Raw genomic sequence first — 16,147 nt, 5'->3', positions numbered from 1 at the left:
TTTTCCGGCGCCATTGACAGAGAGAAAGGCGGGAACACCTATGGCAGAGGAGAAGAACAGCCAGGAGACTTCATTCAGCGGATTTATCAACTATAAGCAGACCATGACCAGCATTACTACCGATCTGAAGAAACTGCGGGAGTACAGTGAGAAGCTGGATCTGAACGGCAACATCAATGGCATTGACGAGATCCTCAAGCGGATGGCCAATGATAACTTCAACGTGGCCATTGTGGGTGAGTTCAAGCGGGGCAAGAGCACCGTTATCAATGCCCTGCTGGGTAAAAACATCCTACCGGTGGACGTGCTGCCTACTACCGCCACCCTCAATAAGATCACCTACAATGTGACGCCCTTTGTCACCGTGGAATATAAGGACGGACGCAAGGAGCAGATCGGCATTGAGGAGCTGGACAACTACGTCACCAAGCTGACCCGGGAGAGCGAGGAGCGGGCCAAGACCATCAAGGAGGCAGTGGTTTATTATCCTATCAACTACTGCAAAAATGGCGTTACCATCATCGATACCCCCGGCCTCAACGACGACGCGGCTATGACCGAGGTGACCATGTCGGTACTGCCTACCATTGACGCCGCCCTGATGGTTATTATGGCTCAGGCGCCCTTCTCCGAGTCGGAGCGGGACTTCCTGGAGAGCAAGATCATCACCAGCGATCTGGGGCGGGTGCTGTTCGTGGTCACCGGCATCGATCTGCTGGACGAGGAGGATGTGGATCGGGTCCTGGAGAACATCAAGCGCCGCATCCAGGAGCACGTGCTGAAGAAGGCGGAAAGCGTCTATGGCGTGGATTCCCGGGAGTATCAGACCTATCAGCGCAAGCTGGGCAACATCAATCTGTACGGCCTGTCTGCCAAGAAGGCGCTGAAGGCCAAGGTCAAGGGCGATGTGCAGATGCTGGAGGACAGCTGCTTCCCCACGTTTGAAGCGGCACTGGAGAAGTTCTTGTCGGAGGAGCGGGGAGCGATTACCCTCAGCGTGCCGGTGAGCCGGATCAAAACCGCCTCCATGGAGCTGGTGAAGGCCATTCAGCTGCGGATGAGCAGCATGGACATGATGGCCAGCGAGTTTGAAAAGAAATATACAGCTGCGCTGGGGGAGATTGAGTCGGTCCGAAAGGAGCGCAGCCGGGAATTTGATACCGTCAATGAAAATGCCGACAAGGCCTTTGCGGGCCTGCTGCCCATGATCGACAGTTACTGGGATACAGTGGAGCAGGCGGTATCCGATGCCATTGACGCCTATCCCATCAGCAACTCCGACCTGAAGAAGGAAAATGCCGCCGCTACGGCGCAGGCGCTGACCAACCAGGTGAAAAATGCTGTGGCCAAGGTAAGCCAGACAGTAAGTGAGCGCATCCAGAATGCAATCAATGTGGCACTGGAGGGGGAGGCCCAGCGCCTGGCCGGCTTTGAGAATTACTTCTTCCAGGCCACCGAGCGCATCCATGGAATGTTTATGCCCCAACGTACCAGCGCGTCGGGAGGCGACTCGGTGATCGGTGTGGTAGCCAACTCGCTGGTTGGTTTCGGCATCGGCGGTGTGTATGTAGGCTTCAAGGAGGCCGGCTGGAAGGGGGCGCTGCTGGGCGGCGCCACCGGTGTGGGCGGCATGGCCCTGGGCAACATCGGTGTGTTCGGCCTGCTGATGCCTGCGCTGGCCATTCCGATCACCTGGCCGGTAGTGATTGTTGGCTCCCTGGTGGTAGGTACCCTCAGCCTTTTCAGCAGTAAGTGGGTGGTGGACAAGACCTTCTCCCGAGAGAAGATCGAGACCTACAAGGCATCCTTCAAGGCGCAGGTGCTGGAAGAGATCCAGCGGATGAAGGGTGAGAACAACTTCGCCGAGACGGTGCGCCGGCAGGTGGACGAGGCGTTTGGTGCTCTGAAGGAGAAGATCCGCAAGGAGACTGAAAATATTCTGGAGGATACCCAGAACCAGCTGACCCAGATCAAGGTGGAGCTGGCCCAGCAGCAGGTATCCGGCTCCAAGGAGAAGGAACAGCTGGATGAGATGCTGGAGAGCATCAACCAGATCTGTGTCCGGGCAGAGGAACTGGAACAGCAGTTGGTAGGTATTTTGTCCCGATGAAGCAGAAAACGGAAGGCACACCGTTGGGTGTGCCTTCCGTTTGTTATCGGCATAAAAAGACGTCGGAGCAAGCGATACAAAGCCTGCTCCGGCGTGGTGCCGGTGGTGGGACTCGAACCCACACGGTGTTGCCACCAACGGATTTTGAATCCGTCACGTCTACCATTCCATCACACCGGCGTCCTATATGCGGTCTGGATGGTATTATACACGAATTGCGGACAGATGGCAAGCCCTGTAATCGGAATAAATTCAGAAAACGCCATACCATTTCACCGGAAGATGTGTTATGATAACACTATCGAAAATTCCCACGGAGGGCAGAAAATCCATGAAAAAACTCAGACTGATTTTGGCGGCAGGGCTGTTAATGCTGCTGACAGGCTGCTTTTCCCAGTCGGTGGACGACCTTTACGCCCCGCCCAGAGCGCCGGACGACTATCTGAAGCTGGATAATAAGATCAACGAAGTCCTTAACGCCGGCGGCGAGTACGCCGCCCCCCTCACCGGAGAACTGACCCAGAAGGTACAGCTTCAGGATCTGGATGGCGACGGTGTTCAGGAGGCCATCGCTTTTTTCCGGGTCAGTTCGTCGGAGCGCCCCCTGAAGATCTACATTTATCGTCAGACCGGAGACGACTATGAGGTGGCGGCCATTATTGAAGGCGAGGGTTCGGCCATCAACTATGTCTCCTATGAGAATTTGGACGACAGTCCCAGCAAGGAGATCATCGTCAGCTGGCAGATGATGAGCGATCAGAACCACTCCCTGGCTGCCTATTCCATTCATAACGGCCAGGTACTGGAGCTGATGCGTACCAATTATACCAATTTCCAGATCTGCGATATGGACCAGGATGGCCAGGACGAGGTCGTGGTGATCCAGACCGGCGCCACAGAGGAGAGCAACCGGGTGGAGCTGTATAACTACAAGAACGGCATCTTGGGATTGGACTCCTCGGCGCTCCTGTCCCACAATGTTACCAGCCTGCCGGAGGGCGGAGTTAAGACTGGATATTTGCAGGATAACATCCCGGCGGTTTTTGTCAGCTCTGCCTATGGCCGCAGCGGCAGCGAGACCGATTACGATTCCAGCACCGCCTACAGCCAGACCGGGCAGATCACCGATATTTTCGCCTGGAAAAACGGACGGATCCAGAACATCACCCTGGATCCTGAGACAGGGGAGAGTGACAATACCATCCGTTGGTATACAGCGGTGACAGCAAAAGACATCAATAATGACGGCATTATGGAGCTGCCTGACCCCTATGCGCTGCCTGATCCCAGCAGCACCAGCATTGCGGTGAACTTCTGGGCCATCCGCTGGCGGCAGTACGATATCAACGGCAACTCCCATCCGGTCTTCTCCACCTACTACAACGATCAGGACGGCTGGTATTTTATCCTGCCGGATAGCTGGGACGGCAAGATCACATTGTCCCGCAACGACGTGGCCGGCGGGGGAGAGCGGGCGGTCATCTTCTCCTACTGGGAGGGAGACGCCAGTGTGGACCCGGCCCCCTTCCTGGTGATCTACACCCTGCGGGGTGACAACCGCTATATGCGGGCCAATATGTCGGGCCGCTTCCGGCTGCTGGAGGGGGATGACGACAGCGACACCATCTATGCCGCCCGCTTCATCCAGAACAGCTGGGATTGCGGACTGGACGAGAGCGGCGTGAAGGCACACTTTGCACTGATTACCAACGACTGGTCCTGACACGGACAGGAATATAAGGAGGGAATGGGATGAAAAAGGTACTCGTACTGGAAGACGAGGCCAACATCCGCAGCTTTGTGGTCATCAACCTGAAGCGGGCCGGTTATGAGGCCATCGAGGCCGAGACCGGCGAGGAGGCCCTGGCCCAACTCAAGCGCAACCCGGATATCAAGGTAGCGCTGCTGGACATCATGCTGCCTGATATGGACGGCTTTGAGGTATGCCGCCGTATCCGGGCGGGGGACAATAACATCGGCATCATTATGCTTACCGCCCGCACTCAGGAGATGGATAAGGTCACCGGGCTGATGACCGGCGCCGACGACTATGTGACCAAGCCCTTTTCCCCGGCGGAGCTCACCGCCCGCATTGATGCCCTGTACCGCCGTACCGGCGGGGCGGAGGCGGTGGACACCGGCGAGATCAGTCAGCCGCCCTTCCTGCTGAACACCCGTAACCGAACTCTGGAGAAGAACGGACAGCGGGTCAAGCTGACCCAGGTGGAGTATTCCATTATGAAGCTGTTTATGGATAATCCGGGGAAGGCTCTGTCCCGGGAGGAGATCCTGGACTCCGTGTGGGGCCGGGACTATTTCGGCGAGCTGAAAATCGTGGACGTGAATATCCGCCGCCTGCGGATCAAAATCGAGGACGACCCGACGAATCCTACCTTTATAACGACGGTATGGGGCTACGGCTACAAGTGGGGCTTCTGACGGCGGCCGCCCAACCCTGTGACGCGCTATTTTTTATCAAACCCAGGTGGTGAAACATCGACCTATGAAGAAAATCAAAGGCATCCGCGGCATTCGGAAGCGGTGGATGGTCAACTCCATCAGCGTGGTACTCTTCATCGTGCTGCTGGCGGTGACTGCCTTTTCCGCAGCCATGGGCAGCTACTACTATTCGACCCTTAGCGAATCTCTGTCCCAAAAGGCGGAAAGCGCGGTGCGCAGCTTCAACTACTACCGGGCCAGCGGCGACTCCTACTATGAGTATGCCCGGACGCTGGTGGGCAGCGACCAGTCCAGCGACCAGCTGGAGGTGGAGTTCCTGGACGCCAGCGGTCAGATCCGCTACTCCAGTTCGGACCTGACTGCCTTCCGTTCTCCGGGTACCCCTGATATCTCCAAGGCGCTGAGCCAGGGCAAGACCGAGGTGTGGACCGGCTCCGATCCCAGCACTGGGGAGCACATTATGGCTGCCACCAGCCCCCTCATCATCGACGGGGAAGTGGTGGGTGCCATGCGCTACGTTACCTCTCTGCGGAACGTGGACTGGCAGATCGTTATTGTGGTAGCCATCTCCCTGGGCATCGGTATGGTGATCCTGGCTATTGTTTACTTTTCCAACCTGTACTTTGTCCGCTCCATTGTGGAGCCGGTGGCGGGAATCACGGAGACCGCCAAGCGCATCGCCGCCGGGTCCTACGGCGTGCAGATCGAAAAGCGCTTTGACGACGAGATCGGTGATTTGACCGACGCCATCAATGATATGTCTCTGAAGATCAACCAGAGCGAGAAGATGAAGAATGAATTTATCTCCTCAGTGTCCCACGAGCTGCGTACCCCTCTGACGGCCATCAACGGCTGGGCGGAGACCATCATGAACGGCGAGGTGCGGGACGGTGCCGATGTGAAGAAGGGCATGGGCATCATCGTCTCTGAGGCCCGGCGGCTGACCAACATGGTGGAGGAGCTGCTGGAGTTCTCCCGCATCCAGGACGGTCGTTTCACCCTGTCGGTGGAGCCCATGGACATCAAGGCGGAGCTGGAGGACGCGGTATACACCTACCGGGAGTTCTTCCGCCGGGAGGGCATCGAGCTCAACCATTTCGACTGCGACGAGGAGTTTCCGCCCATTGAAGGTGATCCGGAGCGGCTGCGGCAGGTATTCTGCAACCTACTGGACAACGCCGCCAAGCACGGCGGCTCGGGTAAACGCATTGATACCGCCATCCGCAGGGAGGAGGATATGGTGGTTATCACCATCCGGGATTACGGTCCTGGTATCCCCGAGGAGGAGCTGCCCCACGTCAAATACAAGTTCTACAAGGGTTCCTCCAAAGCCAGAGGTTCCGGCATCGGCCTGGCGGTGTGCGATGAGATTGTCAGCCGCCATGAGGGTGTACTGGAGATCGGCAACGCCGAGGGGGGCGGCTGTATCGTTACCGTTCGTCTGCCCATCCAGACTCAGTGAGGAAATCTTAGGCAAATCGAACATCTGTTTTAAAAAAGAGACCCGCACCCCTTGCAATCGGGGTGCGGGTCTGATACAATATGTTAGATATGAATCCAAATAGCAAGGAGAACATGGAACGAATGTCAAAACAGACGAAACGTGCCTGCGACACGCCGTATAAGACCATGATCGGCGGTCAGGCCCTGATCGAAGGCATCATGATGCTGGGGCCGGAGAAAAAGGCCGTGGTGGTCCGCAAGCCGGACGGGGAACTGGCCGAGCAGGTGGAGGAGCGGGTGCTCATCAAGGACAAGCATCCGGTGCTGGGTGTGCCCTTCATCCGGGGCGTCTTTAATTTCTGTTCCTCCATGGCCAACGGCGTCAAGGCACTGATGTACTCGGCGTCCTTTGTGCCTGAGGACGAGGAGGAGCCGGAGGAACCCTCTAAATTTGAGCAGTGGCTGGATAAACATCTGGGCAGCGAAAAGGCGGCCTCCGCCCTGGTGACCCTGGCGGTGGTGCTGGGTATCTGCTTCTCGGTGGGACTCTTTATTCTGCTGCCTACCGCCCTGGTGGGCCTATTGGGCCACTTTACCCCTCTGGCCATGTGGCTGCGCAACGTGCTGGAGGGTGTGGTTCGTATTGTGATCTTTGTGGGCTATCTGATCCTGTGCTCCCGCATGAAGGATATCCATCGGGTATTCCAATATCACGGGGCGGAGCATAAGACCATCTTCTGCTATGAACACGGTCTGCCCCTGACGGTGGAGAACGTCCGCAAGCAGCCCCGGCACCATCCCCGCTGCGGTACCAGCTTCCTCTTTGTGGTCATCGTGGTGAGTATCCTGCTGTCCAGCGTGGTGTTCTCCTTTGTGGAGGTGACCAACACCTTCCTGCGGATGGGCCTGCATCTGCTGATGCTGCCGGTAATCGTCAGCCTGACCTATGAGTTCAACCGTCTGGTAGGCCGGCATGACAACTGGTTTACCCGTGCGATGTCCGCCCCCGGTATGTGGCTCCAGAACTGGACCACCTTTGAGCCGGACGATTCCATGATCGAGGTGGGCATCCGGGCCTTTACCCTGGTGCTGCCTCAGGAGCAGGGCAAAGATCGGTGGTAACACCCAATAAAGGTGTTTTGAGAGAGAACAAGAGAGACGAGGAGTGGTTACAGCATGGCAACCACCTACAACAACCTCTATCTGGACGTACGCCGCCGCCTGCGGGAAGCAGGGGTGGAGGGTGCCCAGCTGGAGGCCCGGGAGTTGGTGTGCGCTGCCGCCGGAAAGAACCGGGAGCAGTATTACCGGGATATGGCCCTCTATGCTTCTGACGCGGTGGAGGAGAAGCTGAAGGAGCTGGTGGAGCGGCGGCTGTCCGGAGAACCGGTGGCCTACATCATTGGAGAGTGGGAATTTTACGGCCTGTCTCTCACCGTCAACCGGGATGTACTCATCCCCCGCATGGATACTGAACTGCTGGCTGAGCGGGCCATTCTGCTGGCCCGGGCGGCAGGGGAGGGGGCACGGGTGCTGGATCTGTGCGCTGGCAGCGGCTGCGTGGGTCTGGCGGTGGCCTCCAACGTGCCCGACTGCCGGGTGGTGCTGGCTGACCTGAGCGAGGCGGCCCTGAAAACCTGTAAGCAGAATATCCGACGGTGTGACCTGAATGCCCGGGTGACCTGCTTCCAGGCCGACGCCCTTCAGCCTCCGGACGGAGCGCTGTGGGATTTTGACGTCATTGCCTGCAACCCGCCATACATTCCCACCGGAGATATTGCCGGGCTGGACCGCTCTGTCCGGGATTTTGAGCCTCGTACCGCTCTGGACGGCGGCGCCGACGGCCTGGATTTCTACCGGGCGGTGACTGCCCAGTGGGGCCCCGCTTTGCGGCTGGGCGGCTCCCTCCTTTTTGAGGTGGGGATTGGACAGGCTCCGGATGTGGAGCAGCTGCTGATTGAGCAGGGCTTCTCTAACGTGCAGTCCAGTCAGGACACCCAGGGCATCTGGCGTGTGGTGGAAGGCGTTTTGAATCGGTAAGGGCGGGCTTCTGGCCCGCCGTGAAAGGATGAAAAGGATACATGGCAGACAAGAAGAAATCTGTGGTGGAGAGCGCCGCTCCCGCCTCTGACAAGAAAAAGGCGCTGGAGACCGCCATGGCCCAGATCGAGAAGGCCTACGGCAAGGGCTCCATCATGCGCTTGGGCGACAACGCCGACATTGTGGTGGAGGCCATCCCTACCGGCTCTCTGTCCCTGGACCTGGCCCTGGGCATCGGCGGCGTCCCCAAGGGACGTATCATCGAGATCTATGGCCCCGAGTCCTCCGGTAAAACCACCCTGGCCCTCCACATTGTGGCCGAGGCCCAGAAGCGGGGTGGCGAGGTGGCCTTTATCGACGCCGAGCACGCCCTGGATCCCTACTATGCCCGGGCTCTGGGCGTGGACATCGACTCCATGCTTATCTCCCAGCCCGACACCGGCGAGCAGGGCCTGGAAATCTGTGAAGCCTTGGTCCGCTCCGGCGCCATCGACGTGGTGGTGGTGGACTCGGTGGCCGCCCTGACCCCCCGTGCCGAGATCGAGGGCGACATGGGCGACTCCCATGTGGGTCTGCTGGCCCGCCTCATGAGCCAGGCTCTGCGGAAGCTGGCCGGCTCCATTGCCAAGACCAACTGCGTGGTCATCTTTATCAACCAGCTGCGCGAAAAGGTGGGCGTTATGTACGGCAACCCGGAGGTCACCACCGGCGGCCGGGCTCTGAAGTTCTATGCCTCCGTCCGTATGGATGTGCGCCGGGTGGAGTCTTTGAAGAATGGCTCTGAGATCATTGGTAACCGTACCCGGGTCAAGGTGGTCAAGAACAAGGTTTCTCCTCCCTTCAAGGAGGCGGAGTTTGACATCATGTACGGCGAGGGCATCTCCAAGGTGGGCGAGATCCTGGATCTGGCCACCAAGCTGGACCTGGTTCAGAAGTCGGGTTCCTGGTTTGCCATGGGTGAGACCCGTCTGGGTCAGGGCCGGGATGCTGCCAAGCAGTACCTGAAGGACAACCCGGAGGTATGCGATCGGCTGGAGGCCGACATTCGGAAGAACTCCTACAAGCTGATGAGCAGCCAGGCCCGGGCCGCTGCCCGTGCTGCTGGCCGGGCGGTGGATGTATCCGCCGAGGACTTCGAGGATGCGGATCAGTAAGCTGGCCCCCTCGGAGCGCATTCAAGGCCGCTGGCTGTGCCACCTGGAGGATGGGACCATCCTCCGCATCACAGAAAATGAGATCGTCGCCTTTGGGCTGTGCTCAGGCCTGGAGCTGAGCCAGGAGCAGTTAGAGCAGGTGGAACGGGCTGCCAAAGCCGCCGCTGTGCGGGACAAGGCTCTGGACCTGCTGGCTGCCCGACCCCTGTCCCGGAAGGAACTGGTGGACAAGCTGACTGCCCGGCCCCGGAACCGTGAGAAGGAACCGCTGGCTGACCGGGAGACCGCTGAAGCGGTGGCCGACCGGCTGGAGGAACTGGGCTACCTGAACGATGAGGCCTATGCCCGTACGGTGGCCGACCACTATGCTGCCAAGGGCTGGGGCCCGGCCCGCATCCGGGACGAACTCTACCGCCGGGGTGTGCCCCGGGACTATTGGGACGAAGCCCTGGAGGATCTGGAGGCTCCTGACGACGCTATTGACGCTTTTTTGCAGAAAAAACTCCGTGGGGCGGATCTCGCCGACCCCAAAAGTTATCAACGGGCGGCCAACGCCCTGGCCCGCCGGGGGTTCCGGTGGGAGGATATCAAAGAGGGCCTGCGCCGGTACGGCGGGGCACTGGAGGAGGAATTCTGATGGATACCCGCGAAGCCCTGATGACCCGCCGCAGCATCCGCCGCTATAAGGCCGACCCCATTCCGGAGGCCGATTTGAAGGACATCCTGGAGGCCGGTTTGGCTGCCCCGTCCGCTATCAACCTGCAGCACTGGTACTTTGTAGCCGTTCAGAGCCCCGAAGCGCTGGAGGAGGTCAAGACCATCATGGGCGGGGTAGTGGAGAAGTTCACCCCGGTGCTGGAGCAGCGCTTTGCCCGCAACCCGGAGCAGGTGGGTATCACCAACAAGTTCCTGTCCACTCTGGGAGGGGCGCCGGTATGTGTACTGGTGTTCTTCCTGAAACCTGACTATCCAGACCGGGACGGCGCCATGCAGAGTGTGTCCGCCGCCATTGAAAATGTACTGCTGGCTGCCTGGGACAAGGGGATCGGCTCCTGTTGGCTGTCCGCGCCCCAGCGGATGGGCTTCGGCCCCGCCTTTCAGGAGCGGTTTGCTCCTGACAAGGGAGAATTTGTGGCGGCCATTACCCTGGGCTATCCTGATCAGCAGCCCCAAATGCCTCCCCGCCGGGAGGGCAGATATACCATCGTATAAGGAGGCAGTCTCTTGAAGATTGCATTTGTATCCCTTGGCTGTGCCAAGAATTTGGTGAATACCGAGCAGATGATGGCCCTGGTGAAGGCTGCCGGCCATACCGTTACCGGCGACCCCGAGGGGGCCGATGTGGCGGTGCTCAATACCTGCGGCTTTATCGATTCCGCCAAGAGCGAGGCCATCCAGAATATTTTGGAGCTGGCTGCCCTGAAGGACCAGGGTAAGCTGGGCAAGCTGCTGGTGGCGGGCTGTCTGACCCAGCGCTACCGGGACGAGATCCTGGAGGAACTGCCCGAGATCGACGGCATTCTGGGTACCGGCAGTTATACCGACATCGTGCCCGCTATCGAGTCTGTCATGGAAGGGGATACCCCCACCTACTTCGGGGATATCGACCATACCATCGAGGACGGTGCGCGCATCGTCTCCACGCCCCCCTATACCGCGTTCCTGAAGATTGCCGAGGGGTGCGACAACCGGTGTGCCTACTGCGTGATTCCCTCCCTCCGGGGCCGATACCGCAGCCGCACCATGGAGTCACTGCTGGCTGAGGCCAAGAAGCTGGCCGACGACGGGGTGAAGGAGCTCATCGTCATCGCTCAGGACATCACCCGGTACGGCACCGATCTGTACCGTAAGCGGATGCTGCCGGAACTGCTGACCGAGCTGTGCAAGCTGCCCTTCCACTGGGTGCGGCTCCACTACCTGTACCCCGATGAGCTGGATGACGCCCTCATCGACGTCATTGCCCGGGAGCATAAGATCCTCAAGTATATTGACATCCCCCTCCAGCATATCAATGACCGTATCCTCAAGGCCATGAACCGGCGCTCCACCAAGGCGGAGATCATCGCCCTGCTGAAGAAGCTGCGGGAGCGGTTGCCCGGTCTGGTGCTGCGTACCTCCCTCATCTGCGGCCTGCCCGGCGAGACGGAGGAGGAGTTTGAGGAGCTGTGTGACTTCCTGCGGGAGAGCGGTATTGAGCGGGCGGGTATCTTCCAGTTCTCTCCTGAGGAGGGGACCCCCGCCGCCGTCATGCCTGATCAGGTGGACCCGGATACCGCCAAGCGGCGTGTGGAGCTGCTGGTGGAGCTCCAGAGCCGGGTGATGGACGCCTGGAACGAGAGTCGCCTGGGGGAGACCCTGGAGGTGCTGTGCGAGGGCTTTGACCAGGAGATGGGCTGCTACGCTGGCCGCTCCTATGCCGATTCCCCCGACGTGGACGGCAAGGTGTTCTTTACCGCCGCCGGTCTGGTGCCTGCGGGGACCTTTGTCAACGTGCGTATTACCGGTACCAGCGATGGTGACCTGACCGGGGAAATAGAGGAGTGACGTGTTTTGAATACCGCCAATAAGCTGACTTTGCTTCGGGTACTGCTCATCCCCGTCTTTCTGGTGGTGCTCTACCTCCAGTTCCCCTTCCATATGTACTATGCCCTGGCTGTGTTCATCCTGGCCAGCGTCACTGATTTTGTGGACGGCTATATTGCCCGTCACTACAACATGATTACCGATTTCGGCAAGTTCATGGACCCTCTGGCGGACAAGATGCTGGTCATGGCCGCCCTGCTGTGGTTCGTGGAGATGAACCGTTTCCCCGCTTGGGCTCTGCTCATTGTGGTGGTGCGGGAGTTTGCCGTTACCGGCCTGCGGCTGATCGCCGTGGAGCGGGGAAGGGTCATTGCCGCTGCCTGGTCGGGCAAGATCAAGACCGCCTCCACCATGGTGTGCATCTGCATTATGCTGATGTTCCACAACCTGACCCTGGATGTGGTATGCGTGGCCATTATTTTGGCTACCACCATCTATTCCGGTATCGAGTATTTTGTAAAAAATAAGGACGTTATCGACTGGAGTAAAGTATAATGCTGGACTTTACCAGAACTTTGGAGGAGGACCGGCCCCTCATCCATCCCACCTGTGTGGTGAAAAACTGCACTTTTGGCCGCTATGTGGAGCTGGGGGACCACTGTATCGTGGAGGAGACCCATGTGGGGGACTACACCTACCTCTTCGGGTCCAACGATGTGATCTACTCCCATATCGGTAAGTTCAACTCCATTGCCACAGGGGTACGCATCAACCCGGTACAGCACCCGGCCAAGACTCGGGCGGCAGCCCACCATTTCACCTACCGCTGCGCCCACTACGGCTTCGGGCCGGATGATCAGGCTCTGCTCCAATGGCGGCGGGACAACCACCATGTGACCACGGGCAACGACGTGTGGATCGGCCACAACGCCGTCATCATGGCGGGGGTCACCCTGGGCCATGGCGCGGTGGTGGGGGCAGGGGCTGTGGTCACCCACGATGTGGCCCCCTATGAGATCGTGGGAGGCGTGCCCGCCCGACACATCGGCTGGCGGTACGATGAGGATACCATCGCCGCCCTCCTGCGCATCCAGTGGTGGGACTGGAGCCATGAAGAGCTGCGGGAGCGGCTGCGGGACTTTGACGACGTGGCATCCTTCTGCGCCAAGTATGACCCAGGTGTTCGTTGACTTGACACCAAATAGAAAACGTGGTAGTATACTATGGTAACCAAATAGCGCGAGGAACGGAAATAGTATCCAGCGAGTACCCGCCAGAGAGGGAACGTCACCGGCTGAGAGCGGTCCCAGGGGGTAACTGGAGAATGTGCGTCCGGGAGCGCGGGGGATGTGGATGCCCCCCGGCTGGCCCCGTTATCGGCCTTTGAGTGAGAAATGAGAGTGGAACCGCGATCTTGTCGCCTCTTATGCGTATGCGTAAGAGGCGTTTTTCTTTGGAGGTGTTTTCCCTGACCCGACTTGGCGAGACCCTGCGGGCCTATCAGGCCCGCGACCCGGCGGCACGGAGCCGTCTGGAAATCTTTTTGCTCTATCCTGGCGTACACGCCATCATCTATCACCGGCTGGCCCATTTCCTCTACCGGCACCACCTGAAGTTCCTGGCCCGGTTTGTCAGCCAGTGGAGCCGGTTCTGGACCGGCATTGAGATCCACCCCGGGGCCAAAATCGGCCGCCGGTTCGTCATTGACCACGGCATGGGCATCGTTATCGGCGAGACTGCCGAGATCGGCGACGACTGCCTCATCTATCACGGCGTCACCTTGGGCGGTACCGGCAAGGACCAAGGCAAGCGCCACCCCACCCTGGGCAACAACGTGCTGGTGTCCACCGGCGCTAAGGTGCTGGGCCCTTTCAAGGTGGGGGATAACTCCCGCATTGCCGCCAACGCGGTGGTACTCAGCGAGATCCCGCCCAACGCCACCGCCGTGGGTGTGCCCGCCCGGGTGGTGCGCATTGCCGGGGAGAAGGTGGACTACGCCTCCTCCGTGGACCAGATCCACGTTACCGACCCGGTACAGAAAGAATTGCAAGCCATCAGTTCCCGGCTGGAGTGGCTGGAAAAGCTGATGGATGAACAGGCCAGAAGCCAAAATCAATAAGGAGCGAATTGCTATGAAACTGTATAACTCCGCAAGCCACAAAAAGGAAGAGTTTGTTCCCCACGAGCCGGGCAAGGTGACCATGTACACCTGTGGCCCCACGGTGTACCACTTCGCCCATATCGGCAACCTGCGCAGCTACCTGATGGAGGATGTGCTGGAGAAGTTTCTCCGCTATGACGGCTATGATGTGAAGCGGATTATGAATATTACCGACGTGGGCCATTTGGCCTCCGACGCCGATACCGGCGAGGACAAGATGGTGAAGGGCGCCAAGCGGGAGCACAAGAGCGTCATGGAGATTGCCCAGTTCTACACCGACGCCTTCTTTGCCGACTGCAAGAAGCTGAACATCAAGTACCCCGACGTGGTGCAGCCCGCCACCGGCATGATCGACGATTATATCAAGGTTATCACCAAGCTGCTGGACACCGGCTACGCCTATGTGGCGGGGGGCAACGTGTATTTTGACACCTCCAAGCTGGAGAAATACTATGTATTCAACGACCACGACGAGGAGGACCTGGCGGTGGGCGTCCGTGAGGGCGTGGAGGAGGATACCAACAAGCGCAACAAGAACGACTTTGTACTGTGGTTCACCAAGTCCAAGTTTGAGGATCAGGCCCTGAAGTGGGACTCCCCCTGGGGCGTGGGCTATCCCGGCTGGCACATCGAGTGCTCCTGCATCTCCATGAAGTATGCCGGTGAGTATCTGGACATCCACTGCGGCGGCATCGACAACGCCTTCCCCCACCACACCAATGAGATCGCCCAGTCTGAGGCCTATCTGGGCCATCCCTGGTGCAAATACTGGATGCACGTCCACCATCTGAATACCAACGACGGCAAGATGAGCAAGTCCAAAGGCGAGTTCCTTACCGTCTCTCTGCTGGAGGAGAAGGGGTACGATCCTCTGGTCTACCGCTTCTTCTGCCTCCAGTCCCACTACCGCAAGAGCCTGGTGTTCTCCTGGGAGAACCTGGACAACGCCAAGGTGGCCTACGATAAGCTGGTGGCCCGGGTGGCCGCTCTGTCAGAGGAGGGAGAAGTGGATCAGGCTGCCTTCGATCAGTACAAGGGCCAGTTCATCGAGGCGGTGGGCAACGATATAAACACCTCTCTGGGTGTTACCGCTCTGTACGACGTGCTCAAGGCCAACACCAACGACGCCACCAAGCGGGCCCTCATCGACAGCTTTGACCAAGTGCTGGGTCTGGACCTGCTGAAAAAAGCCGCCGCCCTGAACGAGAAGGCGTCCGCCCCGGTGGAGGGTGCCGAGGAGATCGAGGCTCTCATTGCTAAGCGGCTGGAGGCCAAGAAGGCCAAGGATTGGGCTACCGCCGATGCCATCCGGGATCAGCTCAAGGAGATGGGCGTGGAGATCAAGGACAGCAAGGAAGGAACCACCTGGACCCGGGTATAAGTTATGAAATCAGCGCCCGCTGGCATTGCCGGCGGGCGCTTCTGTTTTGTAAATCTGACCTTATAAAATAGAATAAAATTGACACTTTTAAAAAGATCAGATTAGAACTATACTGGAGGCACAGAAGAAAAACAGAAGGAAGGCGTTCCGGTATGGTAAATCAAAAAACCAGACGTATGGTCATGGCGGCGCTGCTTGCAGCACTGACCACCGCGGCTACCATGGTGATCCGGATCCCCACCCCGACCCTGGGGTACATCCATCTGGGTGACAGCATGGTGCTGCTCTGCGGCATCCTGCTGGGGCCGGGACTGGGCGCGGCGGCGGCCGGAATCGGGTCAATGCTGGCCGACCTGTTCGGCGGCTTTACGGCATGGGCGCCGGGGACCTTTGCCATCAAGGCGCTGACGGCGCTGGTGGGCGGGAGCCTGTATCGCCTTTGCCTGAGCCGGGAACACATCGCCCCGCCGTTGCGTGTGATTTTGTGCGGCATTCCGGCAGAAGCGGTGATGGTCGCCGGTTATTTCCTCTATGAAGTGGGAATGATGGCGCTGGCAGGCAGTAACCTGACTGCCGCCGCAACAGCGGTGCTGGCGGGCGTGCCCTTCAATGTGGTGCAGGGGCTGAGCGGTATCGTTGTAGGTGTTGTGCTGCTGCCGGTGCTTAGCCAAGCCGGGGCCGGAGCGGAGATGCCGCCCCACAGAAGGAAGAGCCACAATTTCTGATAAAAAAGGTGCCCTCCTATGGAGGGCACCTTTCAGCCTGTCGAAAAAGTCCAGCAAAAGCTGGGCTTTTTCATTTAGATGAGATAAGATAGAGGTGGAGGTGAGGGAGATGCTGGAACGTGGAAAAAAAGATCGTGATGTAATAGAGAT

15 protein-coding genes and 1 tRNA gene are annotated in these 16,147 nt (G+C 59.0%); 15 read left to right on the top strand and 1 reads right to left on the bottom strand.

Annotation, left to right across the window (positions count from 1 at the left end; all coding sequences use genetic code 11):
- The first annotated feature begins 40 nt into the window (after nt 1–40).
- Entirely contained in the window at nt 41–2,110 is a 2,070-nt protein-coding gene (locus B5G06_RS01585) for a dynamin family protein (RefSeq protein ID WP_087187361.1), read from the top strand.
- Nucleotides 2,111–2,204: 94 nt separating this feature from the next.
- Here the strand turns inward: B5G06_RS01585 and B5G06_RS01580 are convergent.
- Nucleotides 2,205–2,290: transfer RNA gene (locus B5G06_RS01580), tRNA-Leu, on the bottom strand.
- 151 nt (nt 2,291–2,441) lie between these two features.
- Between B5G06_RS01580 and B5G06_RS01575 the strand changes: the two genes are divergently transcribed.
- The 14 genes from B5G06_RS01575 to B5G06_RS01510 all read left to right on the top strand — a co-directional run bounded on the left by B5G06_RS01575 (nt 2,442) and on the right by B5G06_RS01510 (nt 15,997).
- Nucleotides 2,442–3,833 carry a hypothetical protein gene (locus B5G06_RS01575; RefSeq protein WP_087187360.1) on the top strand — a complete coding sequence of 464 codons (1,392 nt, stop codon included), beginning with the start codon at nt 2,442–2,444 and terminating at the stop codon, nt 3,831–3,833.
- 29 nt (nt 3,834–3,862) lie between these two features.
- Complete coding sequence (locus B5G06_RS01570; RefSeq protein ID WP_087187359.1) at nt 3,863–4,549, top strand: response regulator transcription factor; 687 nt, start codon at nt 3,863–3,865, stop codon at nt 4,547–4,549.
- Between the two features lie 64 nt (nt 4,550–4,613).
- The gene (locus tag B5G06_RS01565) at nt 4,614–6,032 is read left to right on the top strand and encodes a sensor histidine kinase (RefSeq protein WP_242955306.1); all 1,419 of its coding nucleotides are present in this window, start codon (nt 4,614–4,616) and stop codon (nt 6,030–6,032) included.
- Nucleotides 6,033–6,154: 122 nt separating this feature from the next.
- A complete protein-coding gene (locus B5G06_RS01560; protein ID WP_087187358.1) occupies nt 6,155–7,135 on the top strand; it encodes a DUF1385 domain-containing protein in 981 nt (326 codons plus the stop codon).
- Between the two features lie 54 nt (nt 7,136–7,189).
- Nucleotides 7,190–8,053, top strand: coding sequence for a peptide chain release factor N(5)-glutamine methyltransferase (gene prmC / locus B5G06_RS01555; protein ID WP_087187357.1), 864 nt, complete (start codon nt 7,190–7,192; stop codon nt 8,051–8,053).
- Nucleotides 8,054–8,094: 41 nt separating this feature from the next.
- On the top strand, nt 8,095–9,207 hold the full coding sequence (recA, locus tag B5G06_RS01550; protein ID WP_087187356.1) for a recombinase RecA: 1,113 nt from the start codon (nt 8,095–8,097) through the stop codon (nt 9,205–9,207).
- Nucleotides 9,194–9,844, top strand: a complete 651-nt coding sequence (locus tag B5G06_RS01545; RefSeq protein ID WP_087187355.1) for a regulatory protein RecX — start codon at nt 9,194–9,196, stop codon at nt 9,842–9,844. Before recA ends, B5G06_RS01545 begins: the two co-directional genes overlap by 14 nt.
- Nucleotides 9,844–10,419, top strand: a complete 576-nt coding sequence (locus B5G06_RS01540) for a nitroreductase family protein (RefSeq protein WP_087187354.1) — start codon at nt 9,844–9,846, stop codon at nt 10,417–10,419. The genes B5G06_RS01545 and B5G06_RS01540 overlap by 1 nt, the downstream gene beginning before the upstream one ends.
- Nucleotides 10,420–10,431: 12 nt before the next feature.
- Entirely contained in the window at nt 10,432–11,751 is a 1,320-nt protein-coding gene (gene rimO, locus B5G06_RS01535; RefSeq protein WP_087187353.1) for a 30S ribosomal protein S12 methylthiotransferase RimO, read from the top strand.
- Between the two features lie 6 nt (nt 11,752–11,757).
- Nucleotides 11,758–12,285, top strand: coding sequence for a CDP-diacylglycerol--glycerol-3-phosphate 3-phosphatidyltransferase (pgsA, locus tag B5G06_RS01530; RefSeq protein ID WP_087187352.1), 528 nt, complete (start codon nt 11,758–11,760; stop codon nt 12,283–12,285).
- Nucleotides 12,285–12,920 carry a DapH/DapD/GlmU-related protein gene (locus B5G06_RS01525; protein WP_087187351.1) on the top strand — a complete coding sequence of 212 codons (636 nt, stop codon included), beginning with the start codon at nt 12,285–12,287 and terminating at the stop codon, nt 12,918–12,920. Before pgsA ends, B5G06_RS01525 begins: the two co-directional genes overlap by 1 nt.
- Nucleotides 12,921–13,162: 242 nt before the next feature.
- Nucleotides 13,163–13,849 (top strand): serine O-acetyltransferase EpsC, encoded by a 687-nt coding sequence (gene epsC / locus B5G06_RS01520; protein WP_191433340.1) that lies wholly within the window; start codon nt 13,163–13,165, stop codon nt 13,847–13,849.
- 13 nt (nt 13,850–13,862) lie between these two features.
- Complete coding sequence (cysS, locus tag B5G06_RS01515; RefSeq protein ID WP_087187349.1) at nt 13,863–15,272, top strand: cysteine--tRNA ligase; 1,410 nt, start codon at nt 13,863–13,865, stop codon at nt 15,270–15,272.
- Between the two features lie 152 nt (nt 15,273–15,424).
- A complete protein-coding gene (locus B5G06_RS01510) occupies nt 15,425–15,997 on the top strand; it encodes an ECF transporter S component (protein ID WP_087187348.1) in 573 nt (190 codons plus the stop codon).
- The last annotated feature ends 150 nt before the right edge of the window (nt 15,998–16,147 follow it).

The organism is Flavonifractor sp. An52, from assembly GCF_002159385.1.
Classification (GTDB): Bacteria; Bacillota; Clostridia; order Oscillospirales; family Oscillospiraceae; genus Flavonifractor; species Flavonifractor avicola.
This window is presented reverse-complemented; position numbering and strand designations above follow the sequence as displayed.